Genomic DNA, 19,541 nt, shown 5'->3' on the forward strand with positions numbered 1-19,541 from the left:
TTTGTCCCTTAATATTGTCTGATTGCAGCAAACGCCGCCTGTAATTTTTGCGGGTCTTTGATTCCCGGAGCGGCTTCAACACCTGAATTGAAATCGAGACCAAGCGTACCCAGTTTCGCGGCAGCGAGCGCATTGTCGGCATTGAGTCCGCCTGCCAGCATGATGCTGCTGTCTGTCGGGATCAACGACCAGTCAAAGACTTGACCTGTTCCACCACTTTGTTCACCGACTTTGCTGTCGAGAAGGTGGCGGTCTGCATTTGCAAGCAGGGTAGGTACTGTGTCTGTCACGCCATACGCCTTCCAGATTTCGACCTCTGCGGTGATCGCTTCACGTAACTGCGCAATGAAGGCATCGTTTTCATCACCGTGAAGTTGTATGGCATGTAATGCCAGACGATTGGCGATGGTGGCGATCGCTTCTACAGTGTGGTTTTGGAACACACCGACAAATTGCAATGGTGCAGATGCAATCACTGTCTCTGCTTGTTCGACTGTTATCGCACGCGGTGACTGTTCAACGAAAATCAGTCCGCCAAACGCAGCGCCGGCTTTGTGCGCATTAACAGCGTCTTCGCTTCGTGTTAGACCACAGACTTTGTTTTCACCTAACACCACTTTGCGTACGGCGCGGTCAACGTTGTCTTGTGACATCAGTGAACTTCCGATTAAGAAGCCGTTCGCGTATCGGGCGAGATCTTTTACTTGCTCGTGGGTATAGATGCCGGACTCGGAGATGATAATCGTGTCTTCACTCAACTGCGGCGCGAGTTCTTTGGTACGGTCTAAATCGATACTGAGATCGCGTAAGTTGCGATTATTAATGCCGACCACTTCAGCACCTAACGCAATGGCGCGATCGAGTTCTTCTTGATTACTCACTTCGGTCAAAATGCCGAGAGATAAGGTATTGGCGACCTCCGCGAGGGCACGATACTCATCGTCATTGAGAACAGAAAGCATCAGTAGAATGGCATCGGCTTGATAGTGTCGCGCCAAGTAGACCTGATAAGGATCGACCATAAAGTCTTTACAAAGCACGGGTTGCGTGACTTGTCGGCGCACTTGAGGCAAAAACTCGAAATCACCTTGAAAGTACTTGGTGTCGGTTAAGACCGAGATCGCGCTGGCGTAATCTTTATAGACGCTAGCGATGTAATCTAAATCAAAATCATCGCGGATTAACCCTTTTGAGGGCGACGCTTTTTTGCACTCTAAAATGAACGCTGTGTTGTGTTGGCGAAGCGCTTTTGTAAAGCTGCGGTCACTCGGAACCAATTCCGTTTGGAAGCTTTCGAGTGGTTGCGCGGCTTTACGTTCTTCAATCCAGATGCGCTTATCTGCGACGATTTTTGCTAATACGGTTTCCATGATTATCCTTTCGCCGCCAGTTTCTCGACCAGTTGATAGGCTGTGCCTGATGCCATGACATCCAAGGCTTTTTGGGTGTTAGCTTTCAGGTCTTCATGACCGAAGAGACGCATTAATAGGGCAACGTTTACGGCCACCGCGCCTTGTTGAGCATCGGTGCCTTTTCCTGTCAGGATATGGGTGATGATCTCACGGTTCTCTTCCGGCTCTCCGCCTTTGATCGCTTCAAGCGGGTATGTGTCGACCCCAAAGTCTTGCGGCGACAAGCGGTACTCTTTGATTTCACCATCGATGATTTCAGCGACAAGGGTTTCACCATGAATCGCGACTTCATCTAAGCCACTGCCATGGACGACGGCAGCACGTTTCATGCCCATTGCGGCCATGGTCTCGGCGATTGGTCGCACAAGCTCTTCGGCATACACCCCCATCAGTTCAATGTTGGGGCGCGCTGGGTTAATGAGTGGACCCAACACGTTGAAGATGGTGCGGGTTTTTAGCGTTTGGCGCACTGGCATGGCATGACGGACACCACCATGATACTGAGGTGCAAACAAGAAGCAGACGCCGAGCTCATCCAACGCCTCTCGCGCGGTTTCGGCTGGCATGGCCAAATCGATGCCAAATTTATCAAGCAAATCAGAGGAGCCTGACTTACTCGATACACCGCGGTTACCGTGTTTGGCGACTTTTAGTCCGCAGGCGGCAGCAACAAAGGCGGCTGTCGTGGAAATATTGATCGTATTTGCGCCGTCTCCACCCGTACCTACAATGTCAGCGAAGTCATAGTCTGGTGACGGGAAGGGGTTGGCATTGGCCAGTAGTGCTTTTGCTGCACCAGCGATTTCAGCCGGGGCTTCTCCCTTAATTTTCAGCGCGGTGAGAACTGCAGATAAGAAGATAGGGTCAACTTCACCCTTGATAATGGCGTCAAACAGCGTTTGACTCTCTTCCTCTGTTAACGTCTCTTGGCGGTATAGTTTTTCTGCTAATGCGTGTAGATCCATTGTCACAATCCTTATGCTGGTTCACTGATTGGCGCGGTTTGAGTGACCCAATCTAAGGTGTTCACCAATAGCTGTGCGCCTTGTGTCGTCAAAATTGATTCAGGGTGGAACTGGAAGCCGCAAACACGGTGTGCGTCATGTGTCACGGCCATTGTCAGCGCATCGACTTCAGCGATGACAGTCAGAGAATTTGGTACATCCGTTGCGACCAAAGAGTGGTAGCGGGCAATCGAGAGCGGGTTGGACAAGCCCTTAAATACCGAGTGATCGTTGTGCGCCATCAGGGAAGACTTGCCATGCACAATCTCTCCAGCACCTTCGACTTTACCACCGTAAGCTTCGACAAGGGCTTGATGACCTAAGCAGATGCCGATCATCGGGACTTTACCTTTAACACGCTGGATAAGCGCAGGCATACAACCTGCATCGGCAGGTGCGCCGGGCCCTGGCGATAGGACAAGCACAGGGTTGTCTAACGCGAGCAGTGCCGCCTCGATATCTTCTGCATTGAGGCTATTGCGGTAAATGGTCACAGGATGCCCAAGTGAGCGAAATTGGTCGACTAAGTTATAAGTAAAGGAGTCAAAGTTATCTAAAAGAACGATATTCATGCTGAGACTCCTTGATGGGCTGTTTTAATCGCAGTGAGTACGGCTTGAGCCTTACCACGGGTTTCATCGGCTTCAGCTTGTGGGTCAGAGTCAAATACAACGCCCGCACCGGCTTGAACGGTGGCGACCTCATCTTCGACATAGGCAGAGCGTATGACGATACAGGTGTCCATATCACCGTGGCCGTTGATGTAGCCAACCGCACCGCCATAGGTGCCACGTCGGCTTTTCTCGACATCACGAATCAGTTGCATCGCACGAATTTTAGGTGCGCCGGTGAGGGTGCCCATGTTCATACAGGCTTGATAGGCATGCAGTGCATCAAGGTCGTTACGCAGTTGTCCAACGACACGAGACACCAAGTGCATCACGTGGCTATAGCGGTCAACTTTGAGCAGGTCGGCGACATAGCGTGTTCCGGCTTCACTGATTCGTGCCACATCATTTCGAGCAAGATCGACCAGCATCATATGCTCGGCGTTCTCTTTCATATCTGAGCGCAGTTCAAGTTCAATGCGCCCATCAAGGTCAAGATTGATCGAACCATCCTTGTTTTTGCCGCGCGGACGGGTGCCAGCAATGGGGTAGATCTCAACTTGATTGGTGTTTTTTCCGTATTTCAATGCACTTTCCGGTGAGGCACCGAATAAGGTGAAATCGGCATCGTTGAGGTAGAACATATAGGGGCTTGGGTTGCCCGTTTTTAGCGCTTCATAAGCATTTAGCGGAGAAGGGCAGGGTAACTTGAATTGACGTGATGGCACGACTTGGAAAATGTCACCTGCGACAACAAACTCTTTTAATGAGGTGACAATGTCGCAAAACTCACTATCGCTAATGTTGATCTCAGGCTCCGTGATAGCGGTCGCTGTTGCCGCTGGGACAGGCGCAGGATCAAGACACGCTTCTTTTACATGTTGTAGACGGCGGCTCAACTCATAATAGCTGGCGGTATAGTGCTCACCACCAAAGAGGGTGGCTTGTAGTTTACCTTTTCGGCGCTGATGGTCGATAACCAACAGTGTTTCAGCAATATAAAAGAGGTAGTCAGGGCAGCGGTTACCTTCGGTGACGTCAGGAAGTGGCTCGAACTCAGCCACGATATCGTAGGCAAATAACCCGCCTAAAAATAGTGCATTCTCAGGATGCGAGTCGAGTTTAAAGCTCTCGCGAATGAGGCGCAGTGCATCAAAGGGTGACGGCTGGCGTAAGCGGCTGTCTTCATCAAGGGCTTTGTCTGGTTCTGGATAGGTCAGTACCAGTGTCTTTTTATCGAAACTGGCAACCGTCGTGTTGTCAGCTTGCCCATGAAGGTGTGACAGGACATTAAAGCCGTTGTCTGATAACGCCTCAAGTGTCACGGTTTTGCCGCGACAGACGATGCGCACTGCTGCGTCGATCAACATCAGACTTTTTAAATCTTGTTTAGAGTCGATCTCTGCCGACTCTAACAATAAGTTGTATGGGTGATTAGCACAGACCGCATGAAACAGTTGCGTTGGCTCGGCCACATAAGGAACATCCAAGTTAAGGATATCCAGTTCACCTTGGGCTAAAGGTTGGGTTCTCACAGCGTTCTCCCTGCCGCTTCTACGAACGGTTTTAGTTCTTGCATTAATTGTTCGAACATTGGACCTGTTAGCGCTTGATGGCCGTCAGAAAGCGCTTCTTCTGGCTTTAGGTGAGATTCAACGATAATACCGTCAGCGCCGACAGCCGCCGCCGCACGGGAAAGAGGAATAACCAGCTCGCGTACACCTGTTCCATGGCTTGGGTCGACAACAACGGGCAAGTGAGTACGTTGCTTGAGGTAGGCGACCGCATTTAAGTCCAATGTGTTGCGGGTAGCGGTTTCATAGGTGCGGATACCACGCTCACAAAGAACGATGTTTGGGTTCCCCGCATCGAAAATGTATTCCGCCGCTAGCAGCAACTCCTCGATAGTGGCGGAAAGTCCGCGTTTGAGCAAGACCGGTTTGCCACTTTCTCCTACCGCTTTAAGCAACGCGTAGTTTTGCATATTGCGTGCGCCAATCTGTAAACAGTCCACATATTCACACATTGCATCCATTTGGCTGACTTCCATCACCTCGGAAACCGTCGGAATACCGAGTTGCTGATTGGCCTGTTTTAGGAGCTTTAGTCCTTCCACACCCATGCCTTGAAAATCGTAAGGGCTGGTGCGAGGCTTGTAAGCGCCGCCTCTAAGTGCGACTGCACCATGCTGTTTGACGACTTCAGCGACGGAAAGGAGTTGTTGCTCAGACTCCACAGAGCAAGGGCCAGCAATTACTGCAAATTTGTCACCACCAATAGCAGCATTGCCGAAACGCACCACTGTGTCATGGGCTTGGACTTCACGGCTCACCATCTTATATTTCGTCAGAATCGGCTTTACGGTTTCGACACAAGGAAACGCATCGAGGTGAAGCTTTTGCAAGATGCGTTCATCACCCAAGGCACCGAGTACGATGCGCTCCACACCGGGCATGAATAGCGGCTTTAGACCCGCTTCTTCAATACGAGCTAGGATCTCTTTGGCTTGCGCTTCGGTTGCTTCTGGTTTTAGTACGATGATCATAATGTGTCCTTTCAGTGCTTTTTTGTCTTGCCCGAAGCGCAGTGTTGCGGGCTAATTTGTTGGCCAAGTGTGCGTATCTCTCTTGGCGTCGGGTATAAAAAAACCCGCAGTTGAGTGCGGGTTTTGATGCTTCTGTAAACAATACACAGCCGTCAACCCGCTAATGGAGTTGCCACCACCAAGAAATAGTTTGGTTTGAAGTGAATTGCTGTAACATGGTGTCTACCCTTTGTTAAACAGAAGCCTATCGAATTCAGTAATCGCGTACTAGTTAACTAGTTTAGTGATGCAGTGTCAAGCATTAAAACTATGATTTTTGATTTACATAGCCACACAACCGCGTCAGACGGTAAGTTATCTCCACAGGAATTGGTCCAACGTGCCGTGCAGTTTCGCGTTGATGTATTAGCGATTACCGATCACGATACGGTTGGCGGATTGGCAGCGGCGCATTCGGCGATTGAAGAGTACCAGTTGCCACTCCGACTGGTGGATGGCATCGAGGTATCGACAGTCTGGGAAAACAAAGATATTCACATTGTGGGGTTACATATTGACCCCGCGCATGAAGCGATAGCCAAGTTAGTTGAACGCCAACAGATACGTCGTGAAGAACGCGCCGCGCTGATTGGTCATCGGCTGGAAAAAAATCGCATGCCTGGTGCTTTAGAAGGCGCACGTGCGATTGCGGGAGAGGGGAATACGCTGACCCGTTCTCATTTTGCGCAATGGATCGTTGCCAACGGCTATGCAAAATCGGTACAACAGGTTTTTAAACAATACCTTACCAGAAACAATCCCGGTTATGTGCCACCTAACTGGGGGCCGATCGAAGAAGCGATAGCGGCGATTCATGCCGCGGGTGGACAAGCAGTACTGGCTCACCCAGGTCGTTACAAGTTGACTGCCAAATGGGTGAAGCGTCTATTACACTATTTTAAACAAGCAGGTGGCGATGCAATGGAAGTGACGCTGCCCCAGCAATCCCCGCAAGACAGACGTAACCTCGCTGACTACGCGATTGACTATGCGTTGTTAGCGTCACAAGGTTCGGATTTTCACTATCCATCACCTTGGACTGAGTTGGGTAGAGGGTTGTTTGCGCCCGCAGGCGTCAAACCAATTTGGGAAAGCTGGTCAAAAGAATTTCAACAACCACTCAGTAGGGAAGCAGAGTGAAGGAGTCAGAATGAGTCAATTTTTTTATGTTCATCCCGACAACCCACAAACACGCTTGATTAATCAGGCTGTTGCCATTGTTCGTAATGGTGGTGTGGTGGTCTATCCAACCGATTCAGGGTACGCCTTAGGTTGCTTGTTGGAAAACAAGTCAGCCATGGAGCGTATTTGCCGCATTCGCCGTTTAAATGACAGCCATAATTTTACCTTATTATGTCGTGACCTTTCAGAGCTGTCGCTTTACGCACGTGTTGATAACGTGGCATTTCGATTACTGCGTAATCATACGCCCGGGCCTTATACTTTTATCTTTAAAGCGACGAAAGAGGTGCCACGTCGGTTGATGAATCCGAAGCGTAAAACGATCGGTATCCGTGTCCCCGATAACCAAATTGCGTTGGATCTACTTGAAGCCTTAGGTGAGCCAATGATGTCGACCACATTGATCCTTCCGGGGAAAGAGACAGCAGAAGCAGACCCCGATGAGATCCGTGATCAGCTTGAGCATGCCGTCGACTTGATCATGCATGGTGGTTACCTTGGGGAGCAGCCAACGTCGGTGATTGATTTTACTGATGGCGAAGCGGTGGTATTGCGTGTGGGGTCTGGCGATATCACGCCGTTTGAATAAGACGTTAATTCCTCGCGGCGTACGATTTAATGGTGCCCCTGACTCACTGCTCTCAGAGAGCCAGAGGCGCATGCTTAAATACTGGTGTTGCAGTGGTTTTTGGCGTAAAATTCCGCCCCCATTTGAGATTAGCTCAGGTGGGAGATGGGACACGACGCCTGTGAAGGCGACATTAAGGTTGAACAAATGAGCGAAAAAATTCAGAAAGTATTAGCGCGGGCCGGCCATGGGTCTCGCCGTGAAATTGAGTCAATGATTACGCAAGGACGTATCAGCATTGACGGTAAGGTCGTTAAACTTGGCGATCGTATCGAATCTGATGACGTAAAATTACGCATCGATGGTCACCTTGTTGACCTCCCATCTCCAACTGAAGATATCTGTCGAGTGATGGTATACAACAAGCCGGAAGGGGAGCTGTGTACACGTAACGACCCAGAAGGGCGTCGTACGGTTTTTGATCGTCTACCACGAATGAAAGGTGGCCGTTGGGTGTCTGTTGGTCGTCTTGATGCGAACACCTCAGGCTTATTGTTGTTTACGACGGATGGTGAGCTTGCAAATCGTTTGATGCACCCAAGCCGAACCGTTGAGCGTGAATACCTTGTGCGCGTCTTTGGTGACGTAAACGAAGAGATGGTACGTAACCTCGTCAATGGCGTTGAGCTTGAAGACGGTATGGCCCGTTTCGAAGACGTGGTTTATGCCGGTGGTGAAGGTAATCAACATACATTCTATGTTGTGATCAATGAAGGTCGTAACCGTGAAGTACGTCGTTTATGGGACTCTCAAGGCGTGACCGTAAGTCGACTGAAGCGTGTGCGTTACGGCGATATCTTCCTGACGAAAGATCTCCCTCGCGGCGGCTGGATGGAGCTAGAACTACCTGAAGTGAACAAGCTACGCGAATCTGTAGAGCTTGCGCCAGAGACGGAATCTGTCATCACTGTTGAACAGCGAAAGCGTAAGCCTAAAGCGCAGAAAATTCGCCGTGCGGTACGTCGTCATGAAGAGCGTGCTGAGGAAGAGCGTGGTGGACGTCGTCAGCGTCGTGGTGGTAAACCTGCGAATAAACCTGCTGGTGGTAGCCGCCAGCAAAATAATCGTCGCCCATCTAAGCCTCGTTCGCGAAAGTGATTATTAAGAGAACGTAGGTCTTTTTCGAATTATTAAAAAGCAGCTAACGCTGCTTTTTTTCTATCTGTTGTTTGATGGCGTATTTGTGAGCTGACAATCAAAGAGTAACTATTTCTTATCTGCAAATTTGTTGGTTCAATAATGATGCTTATCTTTTTTGGTAGGCGTAGGTGATGACCTTATTAATAAAAGAAATATCTCGGTATTAAATACCGAAGGTAGATTTAACGCTTTGCGGTTACATACTCAAGAAGTGATGATTGAAAAGCCTCGTTTTGTCTACTCGTCATCGCGTCACTGTCTAGCGAGCCTCGCTAGTATCAGCCTTTGTTAGCAGCAGCCACGGTTGCTAGTAGCAACGATAGTAAGGTGCTTGGCTTCTTTGCTAGTACCGCGCATTTAGTGCAGTTGAAAACGAGCACTTATGTATGTATAGCCTGACAATCCATTGTTTGGATGCAAATTAAGAGGCTGAATTTTATCACGTTATCTCCAATGTTTTTGCATGCGTTAATAATAATAGTTTTTATTTCTTTACCATATGTTGACGGTCAAAGAATAAATATTTGCCTCTACCCATCTCAAAAGTAATACATTGACTATAGTTATCGGTAAGACGCAGTGAACCAAAAGCGTTAACTATTGTGAGCGGCCATTGTCAGCTCACGCATTATGTTGTTGGTGAAGCAGAAGTATGGGAGACAAGATGAATTTTTCTGATTTCTCGCTTAAAAGTAAATTACTCCTCGGTAACATCATTACCATTTTCCTTCTTTTTGTACTTTGTGCCGTGGTTTGGCGATCAATCAAAACCATGGATTCAACGTCCGCAATGGTGGAGCACACTTACAAAGTCATTGATTTATCGAATGGCTTAGTAAACGCCATGGTTGATCAAGAGACAGGTTTGCGTGGTTTTGCTATTGGCGGACAAAAAGACTATTTGGAGCCCTACTATGCGGGTTTAGAGCATTTCTCTCGTTATTTGAGCGAGGTGAAGCAGCTAACCAGTGACAATCCAGCCCAACAACGTCGTTTCGACGGTGTTGCCGCTGACGCTACTGAGTGGAAGTCTTATGCCGAGAAGGTGATCGCCTTACGATCTGATATTGCAGAAGGGGAGGCGGTAAATCAAACCCTGCGCACCTTGATCGATTCTGGGGTCGGTAAACAGAAGATGGATGGGATTAGAGCGTTTATCGACCAAGGCGCCTATGGCACTTTGGGGCCTCGGGTCATCACCGCAATGATCAACATGGAGACAGGGCTGCGTGGCTTTATGCTCAATCGAGACGAAGCATTTTTAGAGCCGTATGCTGCGGGTCGACAAGAGATTGACCGATTGTTGCGCTCGAATACCGGCATTATGGGACAGCTTCGTCAACGCGTGTTTCAGTGGATTGAAGAGTATGCGGAAGTGGCGATTGGTTTGGTCCGTGACGCGAATCAATACAAAACCATGAATGATCTTTATGCCTTTGTTGCCAAAAAAGAAGGCAAGACCTTCATGGACGGGATTCGTGCCAAAGTGGAAGAGATTGTCGAGGTGGAAGAAACCTTGATGAGTCAGCGTAAGGCGAGTGCTGATGGCGCTGGAACGTTAGCGCTTCAGGCGATAGGCATTGGTGGTTTAGTCGCTGCGATAGTGACGTTCGGTTTTGGCGCATTGATTTCAAAGAGTATTTCAGTATCGATATCCAAGGCTGTTGATGCCGCTCATCGTTTGTCAGAAGGGGACTTAAGTTTCAATCTGAAGATAGGTAATCGCAATAATGAGGTTGGTCGGTTACTTTCCGCACTGCAAACGACGGCATCAAGTTTCCGGGAGATTGTTGGCAGTTTAGATAACGCCAGTAATCAGCTCACGGATGCGTCTGATCAGTTCGGTACTATCACGTCAAAGACCAGTGAAGGCGCAGAAGAGCAAAAACACATGACGGATCAGGTTGCCGTTGCGATGAATCAAATGTCGATATCGGTACAAGAGGTCGCTCGAAACGTCGTCAGTGCTGCCGAGTTTGCCCGAGATGCACACTCTGAAGCTGAGAATGGATTGCAGGTGATTGAAAGTACCAAGGAGAGTATCACCTCATTGGAAGCGGAAATTCAGCAGACCTCTGAACGATTAACCGGTCTTGCCGAGCAAGCCAACAATATCGGCGGTATCCTCGATGTGATTCGTGATATTGCGGATCAAACAAACTTATTGGCTTTGAATGCGGCGATTGAGGCGGCGAGGGCGGGTGAACAAGGGCGCGGTTTTGCGGTTGTGGCAGACGAGGTGAGAAGCTTAGCGAAGCGGACTCAGGACTCGACCTCAGAAATTCAAGAGTTGATTGAGCGTTTACAACATGGCACCACAGAAGTGGTGGCGAGTATGGAGAAAAGTGCCGAGATCGTTGGCGGTAGCGTGCGTGAGGCAAATAAATCGGGAGAAGCATTTAACACCATTTCCGAATCGATCGCCAAGATCAATGACATGAATACACAAAGCGCCAACGCAGCGGAAGAGCAAAGCGCCACCGCGGAAGAGATCAACAAAAACGTTGTTGCCGTAAATAAGATTTCTGACCAAAGTGCGGAGTACGCCCAGCATGGCGTTGCATCGAGTCAGTCGCTGAATGTGCTGTCTGATGACTTCCGGGCCATTGTTGGGCAATTTAAAGTCAACTAGTGGTCGTTACTCGAAATAGAAAAAGGGCGTGTCAGCCCTTTTCCTTATTGTAGTTGCGCACGTTGAGTATATTAAGACGATTATTTTTTCGGTTGAGCGTCAATGCACTGACCATTTTCATCGCAATTTGGTGACATGAGATAGAGATAAAGCGGCATGATGTCAGTTGGCGTTTTCAATGTTTGCGGATCTTCTCCTGGAAATGCCGTCGCTCTCATTTTCGTGCGCGTGCCTCCCGGGTTAATGGCGTTAGTGCGCAGTGCCGTGTTGCTATACTCATCAGCAATGACCTGCATCATGCCTTCTGTGGCAAATTTACTGATACTGTAATTTCCCCAGTATGCACGTCCATCATGACCCACGGTCGAACTCGTGAAGATGAGACGTCCCGCGGGGGCTTTTTTAAGTAATGGTAACAGGGCTTGAGTCATTAAAAATTGCGATTTGACGTTAACTTGCATTAACTCATCAAACAGGGCTTCATCTTGCTGATGAAAAGGGCCTAGCGTGCCCAATAGACTCGCGTTGTGTAATAGGCCATCGAGCTGACCAAACTGCCCCTCAATGGTTTCTGCCATATCAAGATAGTGCTGTTTTGTCGCACCTTGCAGATCCAGTGGCACAATCGCCGCTTGGCGGCCTGTAAGCGTTTCTATTTCATCGTAGACCGCTTCTAATTTACTGACTGTGCGACCGAGAAGAATGACCGTCGCCCCATGCTGTGCATAGTTAATCGCGGCTTGCCTTCCGATACCATCTCCCGCACCGGTGACTAAGATGACTTTGCCTTCCAATTCGTCTTGAGCAAGGGTGTAGTTCACTGTGATTCCTTTTTGTGTCTCTCATTCATCGTGCTTCAAAATACTGTGCCATTTGAGTAGCGATAAGTGAAGCATGAAAAGGGCTGGATTAGGGTTGTTTGACGTTACCCAGCTTTCCCGTTTAATGCAAACCTTGTGAGCTAAATGCGTAGCCTCACACACTTTCTCTGTCAGTTTCATGCTAACTGACTGGATTAAGCATAGCCCTTGGGGTGACAACTTGGTTACAATGAAGGGATAACAAAAACGTAGGAATGAGGGTCCTCAATTGGAATTTCTGTTTGAATATGGTCTGTTTTTAGCCAAAATTGCGACGGCAGTGGTCGCGATTGTTGGCATCTTGATCGTCATTAAGAGCCTCAAAGGCGGTCATGGTGACAAGGGTGAACTCGAGATCACCGATCTCAATAAGAAGCACCGTGATACGGTGGAGCAGCTTGAGCATCATCTTTTTGACAAAGCGATGCTAAAAGCCCGTGAAAAAGAAGAGAAAAAACGCGACAAAAAGAAGAATAAAGAGTTAGAGACGGAAGCCAAAAAAGCGGCGAAAACGGGCGAAATTAAACCTAGCCGTGAACCACGCACCTTTGTACTCGACTTTAATGGCAGCATTGATGCACGAGAAGTGGGCGCATTGCGTGAAGAGATCAGCGCTATTTTAGCGGTGGCGGTTGCGGGTGATGAAGTCTTACTCCGTTTAGAGTCTGGTGGTGGCATGGTGCATGGATACGGCCTTGCGTCATCACAACTTGACCGTCTTAAAACTGCTGGTATTCGCCTGACAATTGCCGTTGATAAAGTGGCAGCAAGTGGCGGTTACATGATGGCGTGTGTCGCAGACAATATCGTCGCAGCACCTTTTGCGATTATTGGCTCCATTGGCGTTGTTGCTCAGTTGCCAAACTTTAATAAGCTATTGAAGAAAAACAACATCGAGTTTGAACAGCTGACTGCGGGTGAGTTTAAGCGTACCTTAACCATGTTTGGCGAAAATACTGACAAAGCGCGTGAAAAATTCCAAGAAGAACTGGAAGAAACACATGTGCTGTTTAAAGATTTTATCGCCGATCATCGACCAAAACTGGTACTGGAAACCGTAGCAACTGGCGAGCATTGGTTTGGACAGCAGGCGTTAAAACTGGGGCTCATCGATAAGATTGCGACCAGTGATGACCTTGTGATGGAAGCGTGCAAAGACAGAGAAGTCCTAGCGGTGAAGTATGTTCGACGTAAGTCATTGCAAGATAAGCTATCGGGCTCCGCCGCAGATGCAGCTGACAATCTACTTTTGAAGTGGATGAGCCGAGGCCAGCGTCCTTTCATGTAAAGTGTGAGGCCGATAGGCCCAAAGGATCAAAAAGTAAGGACCTGAGTGTCCTTATTTTTTTGCCTGTTAGTACCAGTTAAAAAGCCTAACTAGCTTACCTGTTAGGCCTCTTAACGGAGTTTGAGTACGGTTTTGCATTCAACTCAAGCACCTTGAGGTGGCTTGCGTATATTAGCGCTCTTTTTCTACGGTGAACTCAGGAGACAGCTGATGTGCTAATAGTTTAAAAAGGTTGAATACCGTGGTTGTTGTTGGTGTTGGAAGGCCATTTTCATCAAGAAAGTAGTCGCCCTTGAATACCAATACGCCCTCTTTTTCTTCGACCGACGTAGCGCGGATGCCTTCGACATACTGTTCGTGATCTTGAATGATTTGATTGGCGATCATTAATAAATCACTGTTAGAGATAACTTTTTTTTCGCTCATTCCGGCAAGAATCCTCTACTTTTAAAAAGACGCTGTGATAATTTCATGCCACATAACAGTAGAATGGACTATCATCATCGGCGATTATGGCAAAAAATGTGATCTGTAACAAAAAGATCTTCATCTTAATAGGCAGAGGGAAGATTTGCTGATAAAGATGTCGCGTCTTACTGTTTGGTTACGGTAAGACATCATTTAATGCGGTTAACGTTTTGTTAACAATTGAGGCTAAGGCAACCAATCACATCGCATGGAGCGCAAAAGAGGTTGACCTAGAGAAAAACTCGCCCAATATAGTAATAAAGGTTAAACCGACAAGTTTTTAGAACCAAAAGTTTTATAGCGCTTTTACCGCACGAGGATGTTTAGAGCAAGATGGGTAAGTCACTGGTAATTGTGGAGTCTCCCGCCAAGGCTAAAACAATAAATAAATATCTTGGAAAAGACTACATTGTGAAGTCGAGCGTAGGTCACGTCCGTGATTTGCCGACTGGTGCGCGAAGCGACGGAAAGAAAGCTGCACCTGTTTCAACAAAAGGGATGAGCGCCGAAGAAAAGGCACGCATCAAAAAAGAGAAAGACAAGAAAGCGCTCATTAATAAAATGGGCGTGAATCCTTACAATGACTGGGAAGCACGCTATGAAGTGCTACCGGGTAAGGAAAAAGTTGTCGCTGAGCTACAGAAGCTTGCTGAGAACGCTGACCAAGTCTATCTCGCAACCGATTTGGACCGCGAAGGGGAGGCCATTGCATGGCACCTGCGGGAAATTATTGGTGGTGATGAAGACCGTTATAAGCGTGTGGTTTTTAACGAGATCACTAAGAATGCCATTCAACAGGCATTTGAAACTCCTAGCGAGTTGAATATTAATGGCGTCAATGCACAACAAGCACGTCGTTTCCTAGACCGTGTTGTGGGTTTCATGGTTTCTCCATTGCTGTGGAAGAAAGTCGCGCGTGGTTTGTCTGCAGGACGAGTTCAATCGGTTGCTGTGAAGCTGTTGGTTGAGCGCGAGCGTGAGATCAAGGCATTTATTCCTGAAGAGTTTTGGGATATTCATGCTGATACGACGTCAGCTTCAGCAGAAGCGCTGCGCTTGGCGGTGACGAAGCAAAATGGCGAAGCCTTCCGTCCGGTGAGTGAAACGGAAGCGATGGCTGCCAATGCGTTGTTAGAAAAAGCAACGTACAAGGTCGTTGATCGTGAATCACGCCCTACCAGCTCCAAGCAGCCAGCACCGTTTATTACGTCCACTTTGCAACAGGCTGCGAGTACGCGTATGGGTTATGGTGTAAAACGCACCATGGGCTTAGCACAGCGTCTCTATGAAGCGGGTTACATTACTTATATGCGTACTGACTCGACCAACCTGAGTAAGGAAGCGGTTGAAGCGGTACGTGGCTACATTGCAGAGAATCACGGCGAGCAATACCTACCGGGTAAACCGCATGTTTACGGTAGCAAAGAGAATGCCCAAGAAGCGCACGAAGCGATTCGTCCTTCTGATGTGAATGTACGCCCTGATGATCTTGAAGGCATCGAAGCAGATGCAGTGAAACTTTACGACTTGATTTGGCGTAACTTCATTGCCTGTCAGATGACGCCGGCGAAGTATGACTCTAGCACTATTACCGTGGCTGCAGGCGATTTCACCCTGAAAGCAAAAGGTCGCATTTTGAAGTTTGACGGTTGGACAGCGGTACTGCGTCCAATGGGCAAAAACGAAGATGTGATTTTACCAGCGATTGCTGTAGGTGATGAGCTGAAGTTAGTCGAGCTTGACCCGAAACAACACTTTACTAAGCCACCTGCACGTTTCACGGAAGCGGCATTGGTGAAAGAGCTTGAGAAGCGTGGCATCGGCCGTCCTTCTACCTACGCGGCTATCATTTCGACGATCCAAGATCGTGGATATGTTCGTGTTGATCAGCGTCGATTCTACGCTGAAAAGATGGGCGAGATTGTGACTGACCGTCTCGATCAGAGCTTTGCTGACCTCATGGACTACGATTTCACCGCGCGCATGGAAGGCAATCTGGATAAGATTGCAGAAGGCGATGCGGAGTGGAAAGCGGTGTTGGATAACTTCTTCAACCATTTCACAGCGGATTTGGATAAAGCAGAAGGCGATGAGGCAGAAGGCGGTATGCAGCCTAACCACATCGTGATGACAGATATTGAATGTCCGACATGTTCGCGCCCAATGGGAATTCGTACTGCATCGACAGGCGTTTTCTTAGGATGTTCTGGTTATGCTTTACCACCAAAAGAGCGTTGTAAAACCACCATTAATTTAGGTGATGAAGACGGGGTGATAAACGTTCTTGAAGAAGACGTTGAAACCGCCGCCTTGCGCGCTAAGAAGCGTTGTCCGATTTGTGAAACGGCAATGGATGCGTATCTGATCGATCAGAAACGCAAACTTCATGTGTGTGGTAACAACCCGAACTGCGATGGTTACATCGTCGAAGAAGGTGAGTTCCAGCTTAAAGGTTACGATGGGCCTGTTGTCGAGTGTGACAAGTGTGGTTCTGACATGGAGCTGAAAAACGGCCGCTTCGGTAAGTACATGGATTGTACGAACGAGAGTTGTAAGAACACACGTAAGATACTGAAGAATGGTGAAGTTGCGCCACCGAAGGAAGATCCCGTACATTTGCCAGAGCTACCGTGTACACAGGATCCAGATGCATATTTTGTGCTTCGTGATGGGGCCTCGGGGTTGTTTATGGCCGCGAGTACCTTCCCGAAATCTCGAGAGACTCGTGCACCTTTGGTCGAAGAATTGGCTCGTTTTAAAGATCGTTTGTCACCGAAGTTTACGTATCTAGCTGATGCGCCAACTGAAGATCCGGATGGTCGTAAAACGGTTGTTCGCTTTAGTCGTAAGACCAAAGAAAACTACATTCGATCGGAAATAGAGGGCAAGCCTTCGGGTTGGACGGGACTCTTCATTGACGGTAAGTGGGAAATTACCGATAAACGGAAGAAACCCAAAAAAGCAAAATAGTTAAGAAATGGCAGTGATTCACTGCCATTTTTTTTGTCTACGCGGGTCTGATACACAGTATCAGAGCAGGTTGAGTATATGCTTAGTGATGAAGGTGTGTAATAACAGGAAGGTGTTATGTTAGACCGCTGGGCGGTAAAAGTTGTGCGTTATCCTTTGAAAGTGATGGCTGCGGCCGCAGATCGTTTATCACTTTCGGCTAATCAAATCACAGTGTCAGGGTTTCTGATCGGGGTGATCGCATTTGTTGCGATAGCCATGGAGGCGTATCTAGTTGGGTTGGTGTTCATTGCATTAAATCGCATTGCGGATGGTCTTGATGGGGCGCTTGCTCGCCGTCATGGTATAACGGATGCGGGTGGCTTTTTAGATATCAGTTTAGATTTTCTGTTTTATGCCATGATACCACTGGCGTTTGTTATTGCGGATCCTGTCGCGAACGGTGTCGCGGGTGGAGTATTGTTGACGACCTTTATTGGTACAGGAACGAGTTTTCTCGCCTTTGCAAGCTTAGCGGGTAAACACGGTATCGAAAATCCGGTCTATGAAAACAAGTCGATCTATTATCTCGGCGGGATTGCTGAAGGGACCGAAACCATCACGTGTTTTGTGTTGTTTTGCCTGTTTCCAGCGCTTTTTGCAGAAATTGCTTACTTGTTTGCCGCGCTTTGCCTGATCACCATCGTTTCAAGAATCTATTACGGTTTCAGAACGCTGAAAGCGATCAATCAGTGATCGTTCTCTTTATCGATGGCTTTCTCACAATAGGCGATAAAGTCATCCATTGCCGCAGGACGGGCAAAATAAAACCCTTGTAAGCCCTGTATCCCTTTCTCAGACAGAAAGGCAATCTCCTCTATCTCTTCCACGCCCTCAGCAATGACGGTCATTTGACGCTTATGAGCGAGCTGTACCATGGTATCGAGAATCGCACTGTTCTTATGCTGCTTATGAACCTCGGCAACAAATACTCGGTCAATTTTTAGAATGTCGAAAGGATATCGCCTGATAAAGTCTAAGCCTGAGTAACCCGTTCCAAAGTCATCGACAGCAACCCGGTAATGGTGTTGGTTGAGCGTTTTGAGGTGGTCAATGATGTAATGGAGCTCTTGATCATCATAGGCGCGCTCTTCTGTTACTTCGAGTACCAGACGTTTCGCGATATGTGGATGCTGCTTCGCGAGCTGACGAAGCTTCTGAACAAAACTACCCCGGAGCAGCAAGTAGCGACTTAAGTTAATGGCGACATAGCCTTGGAGGTAGGCGGGGTTGGACAGTAATCGAATGGCTGCATTGAGTACCTGTTCAGTGAGAGGCTCAATTAAATCATATTTTTCGGCCGCAGGAATAAACTGATTGGGAGGAATACTTGGCCCTTCTGAAGGTTGCCATCGTAGCAATGCCTCACAACCAATGACTTGGTGCGATGTGCTATCAACAATCGGTTGAAAATGTGTGGTGAACTCTTGCTCACGTATGCCTTTAATCATCATCTCGACAATCGGTGGGCGTTGAGAAAGTTGCTGATAAGCCATTAGCCTTTTTATCAAGAGACTGATGCAAAGACCCAAGAATAAGTTGAGTAGTGTCCAACTCAGCGCGCTGTAGTAAGGTATTGAGAATCGGATTTCGAGCGGCAGCGCTTTTAGTGACAGTGTTAAAGTGAAGATAGAGTGACTCGACAAGGCGTTGATTGGCGCGCCATGCACGGAAAGTTGAGTTTCAATACCTAGCTCGTCTAATTGCTCAAAGTAAGTATTAAAAAGTGACAAAGGGCGCATCAAGGCATTCGCCCCGTAGCCTTTTGAATTAGCGACATAAAGAAACAGCGTCGGCAAGCGGTTAGTCTGCGCTTTGCCATAGATGAGTGTGGTTCGATTCTCTGCAGCGTGAATGCGGTTTAGGGTGGATGCGTAGATAGGGATGTTGACGACACCATAGTTGCTAGCGCAGTAAACACGCCCTTGGCTCGAAAATAACCCAATCTCTTTTACCCCATGGTGACTAAGCACAGCTTGCAAGAGATCGCGGCGTGTTGATTTATCGCAGCTTATAGGATCGATGCTGAAAGGCACAAGCATTTGCTGTTTGGCATCGAGCTCTTGATTCAGCATGTTGAGCGCTCGGTTCGCCATCACACCGCTGATAGAAAAGGTGATTGTCGAAATTACACAGAATGCAATTAAAGTGCTTGTGAAAACAAAACGGTACCGTTTCCAAAATGGAATAAATACTTGGGAAGAAGCGGGTGTAGATTGCATCCTGCAACGTCATTTTAGTGGTTCCTGCTATCACCTTAACGCATAACCCTGTTGAATCCTATTGATTAAACTCATAACCGTTGCGAAGCGGTACAATATCACGCAATGTCAGTTTAGGCTGACATTTGAGGGGTGCGATTTAACCAATACATGGATATTTATAAGCTACTATATACTCAAACCACCTCAAGATGCAGGATTCAGAAGCGGCCTAGCGCGTCGAAGTCAAGGTAAAGATACCAAGGCAAAGGTGTGAAGGAATGGCTTCCCCCTTTCAAACACCTTTAACGCAGAAATCGGGGCGCTAGTCGCTTCCCGAAGGGCGAGTTTTCTAGGCTCGCCACCGTCGTTACTGTTTTTTGATTTAGTCCACTAGATCTTCAAAACAGTGTCTTGTTGACAAGCCTAGAAACTCTCGCTGAACAAGCATCTTGAGGTGGTTTGAGTATATGAACCAATTAGACATAGAGAGTAACGGTTTATCATGTGTGTACGAAAAAAAGG

15 protein-coding genes are annotated in these 19,541 nt (G+C 48.0%); 7 read left to right on the forward strand and 8 right to left on the reverse strand.

All coding sequences use genetic code 11. The annotated features are described in order from the left end of the window. Nucleotides 1-8 precede the first annotated feature (8 nt). Genes trpCF through aroF form a run of 5 tightly spaced genes read right to left on the reverse strand, consistent with a single transcriptional unit; the run spans nt 9 to nt 5,569 of the window. Nucleotides 9-1,370, reverse strand: coding sequence for a bifunctional indole-3-glycerol-phosphate synthase TrpC/phosphoribosylanthranilate isomerase TrpF (gene trpCF, locus TSUB_RS05885; RefSeq protein WP_087019802.1), 1,362 nt, complete (start codon nt 1,368-1,370; stop codon nt 9-11). 2 nt (nt 1,371-1,372) lie between these two features. Next, complete coding sequence (gene trpD, locus TSUB_RS05890; protein ID WP_087019805.1) at nt 1,373-2,377, reverse strand: anthranilate phosphoribosyltransferase; 1,005 nt, start codon at nt 2,375-2,377, stop codon at nt 1,373-1,375. A gap of 11 nt (nt 2,378-2,388) precedes the next feature. Continuing rightward, the gene (locus TSUB_RS05895; protein WP_087019808.1) at nt 2,389-2,988 is read right to left on the reverse strand and encodes an aminodeoxychorismate/anthranilate synthase component II; all 600 of its coding nucleotides are present in this window, start codon (nt 2,986-2,988) and stop codon (nt 2,389-2,391) included. After that, complete coding sequence (locus tag TSUB_RS05900; RefSeq protein ID WP_087019811.1) at nt 2,985-4,559, reverse strand: anthranilate synthase component 1; 1,575 nt, start codon at nt 4,557-4,559, stop codon at nt 2,985-2,987. Before TSUB_RS05900 ends, TSUB_RS05895 begins: the two co-directional genes overlap by 4 nt. Then, nucleotides 4,556-5,569, reverse strand: coding sequence for a 3-deoxy-7-phosphoheptulonate synthase (gene aroF, locus TSUB_RS05905; RefSeq protein WP_087019814.1), 1,014 nt, complete (start codon nt 5,567-5,569; stop codon nt 4,556-4,558). Before aroF ends, TSUB_RS05900 begins: the two co-directional genes overlap by 4 nt. A gap of 309 nt (nt 5,570-5,878) precedes the next feature. Between aroF and rnm the strand changes: the two genes are divergently transcribed. From rnm to TSUB_RS05925, 4 genes are all read left to right on the forward strand, one after another. Next, complete coding sequence (gene rnm / locus TSUB_RS05910; protein ID WP_087019817.1) at nt 5,879-6,748, forward strand: RNase RNM; 870 nt, start codon at nt 5,879-5,881, stop codon at nt 6,746-6,748. Between the two features lie 10 nt (nt 6,749-6,758). Continuing rightward, complete coding sequence (locus tag TSUB_RS05915; RefSeq protein WP_087019820.1) at nt 6,759-7,379, forward strand: L-threonylcarbamoyladenylate synthase; 621 nt, start codon at nt 6,759-6,761, stop codon at nt 7,377-7,379. Between the two features lie 186 nt (nt 7,380-7,565). After that, nucleotides 7,566-8,516, forward strand: a complete 951-nt coding sequence (rluB, locus tag TSUB_RS05920) for a 23S rRNA pseudouridine(2605) synthase RluB (RefSeq protein ID WP_087019848.1) — start codon at nt 7,566-7,568, stop codon at nt 8,514-8,516. 706 nt (nt 8,517-9,222) lie between these two features. Further along, nucleotides 9,223-11,190 (forward strand): CHASE3 domain-containing protein, encoded by a 1,968-nt coding sequence (locus TSUB_RS05925; protein ID WP_087019822.1) that lies wholly within the window; start codon nt 9,223-9,225, stop codon nt 11,188-11,190. Between the two features lie 80 nt (nt 11,191-11,270). Here the strand turns inward: TSUB_RS05925 and TSUB_RS05930 are convergent, their stop codons facing one another. Further along, nucleotides 11,271-12,011 (reverse strand): YciK family oxidoreductase, encoded by a 741-nt coding sequence (locus TSUB_RS05930; RefSeq protein WP_087019825.1) that lies wholly within the window; start codon nt 12,009-12,011, stop codon nt 11,271-11,273. Between the two features lie 268 nt (nt 12,012-12,279). Between TSUB_RS05930 and sohB the strand changes: the two genes are divergently transcribed. Continuing rightward, complete coding sequence (gene sohB, locus TSUB_RS05935) at nt 12,280-13,338, forward strand: protease SohB (RefSeq protein WP_087019828.1); 1,059 nt, start codon at nt 12,280-12,282, stop codon at nt 13,336-13,338. A 171-nt stretch (nt 13,339-13,509) separates the two neighbouring features. Here sohB and TSUB_RS05940 read toward each other — a convergent pair whose 3' ends face one another. Then, nucleotides 13,510-13,764, reverse strand: coding sequence for a DUF2498 family protein (locus TSUB_RS05940; RefSeq protein WP_087019832.1), 255 nt, complete (start codon nt 13,762-13,764; stop codon nt 13,510-13,512). A gap of 375 nt (nt 13,765-14,139) precedes the next feature. Here TSUB_RS05940 and topA point away from each other — a divergent pair, with 375 nt between their 5' ends. Beyond that, nucleotides 14,140-16,776, forward strand: a complete 2,637-nt coding sequence (gene topA / locus TSUB_RS05945) for a type I DNA topoisomerase (protein ID WP_087019835.1) — start codon at nt 14,140-14,142, stop codon at nt 16,774-16,776. A gap of 117 nt (nt 16,777-16,893) precedes the next feature. Then, a complete protein-coding gene (locus TSUB_RS05950; RefSeq protein ID WP_087019837.1) occupies nt 16,894-17,511 on the forward strand; it encodes a CDP-alcohol phosphatidyltransferase family protein in 618 nt (205 codons plus the stop codon). Here TSUB_RS05950 and TSUB_RS05955 read toward each other — a convergent pair. Further along, on the reverse strand, nt 17,505-18,911 hold the full coding sequence (locus TSUB_RS05955) for an EAL domain-containing protein (protein WP_159064886.1): 1,407 nt from the start codon (nt 18,909-18,911) through the stop codon (nt 17,505-17,507). The two genes, TSUB_RS05950 and TSUB_RS05955, sit on opposite strands and share 7 nt — an antisense overlap. Between the last annotated feature and the right edge of the window lie 630 nt (nt 18,912-19,541).

Origin of the sequence: Thaumasiovibrio subtropicus, assembly GCF_019703835.1 — a bacterium.
Taxonomy (GTDB): Bacteria; Pseudomonadota; Gammaproteobacteria; order Enterobacterales; family Vibrionaceae; genus Thaumasiovibrio; species Thaumasiovibrio subtropicus.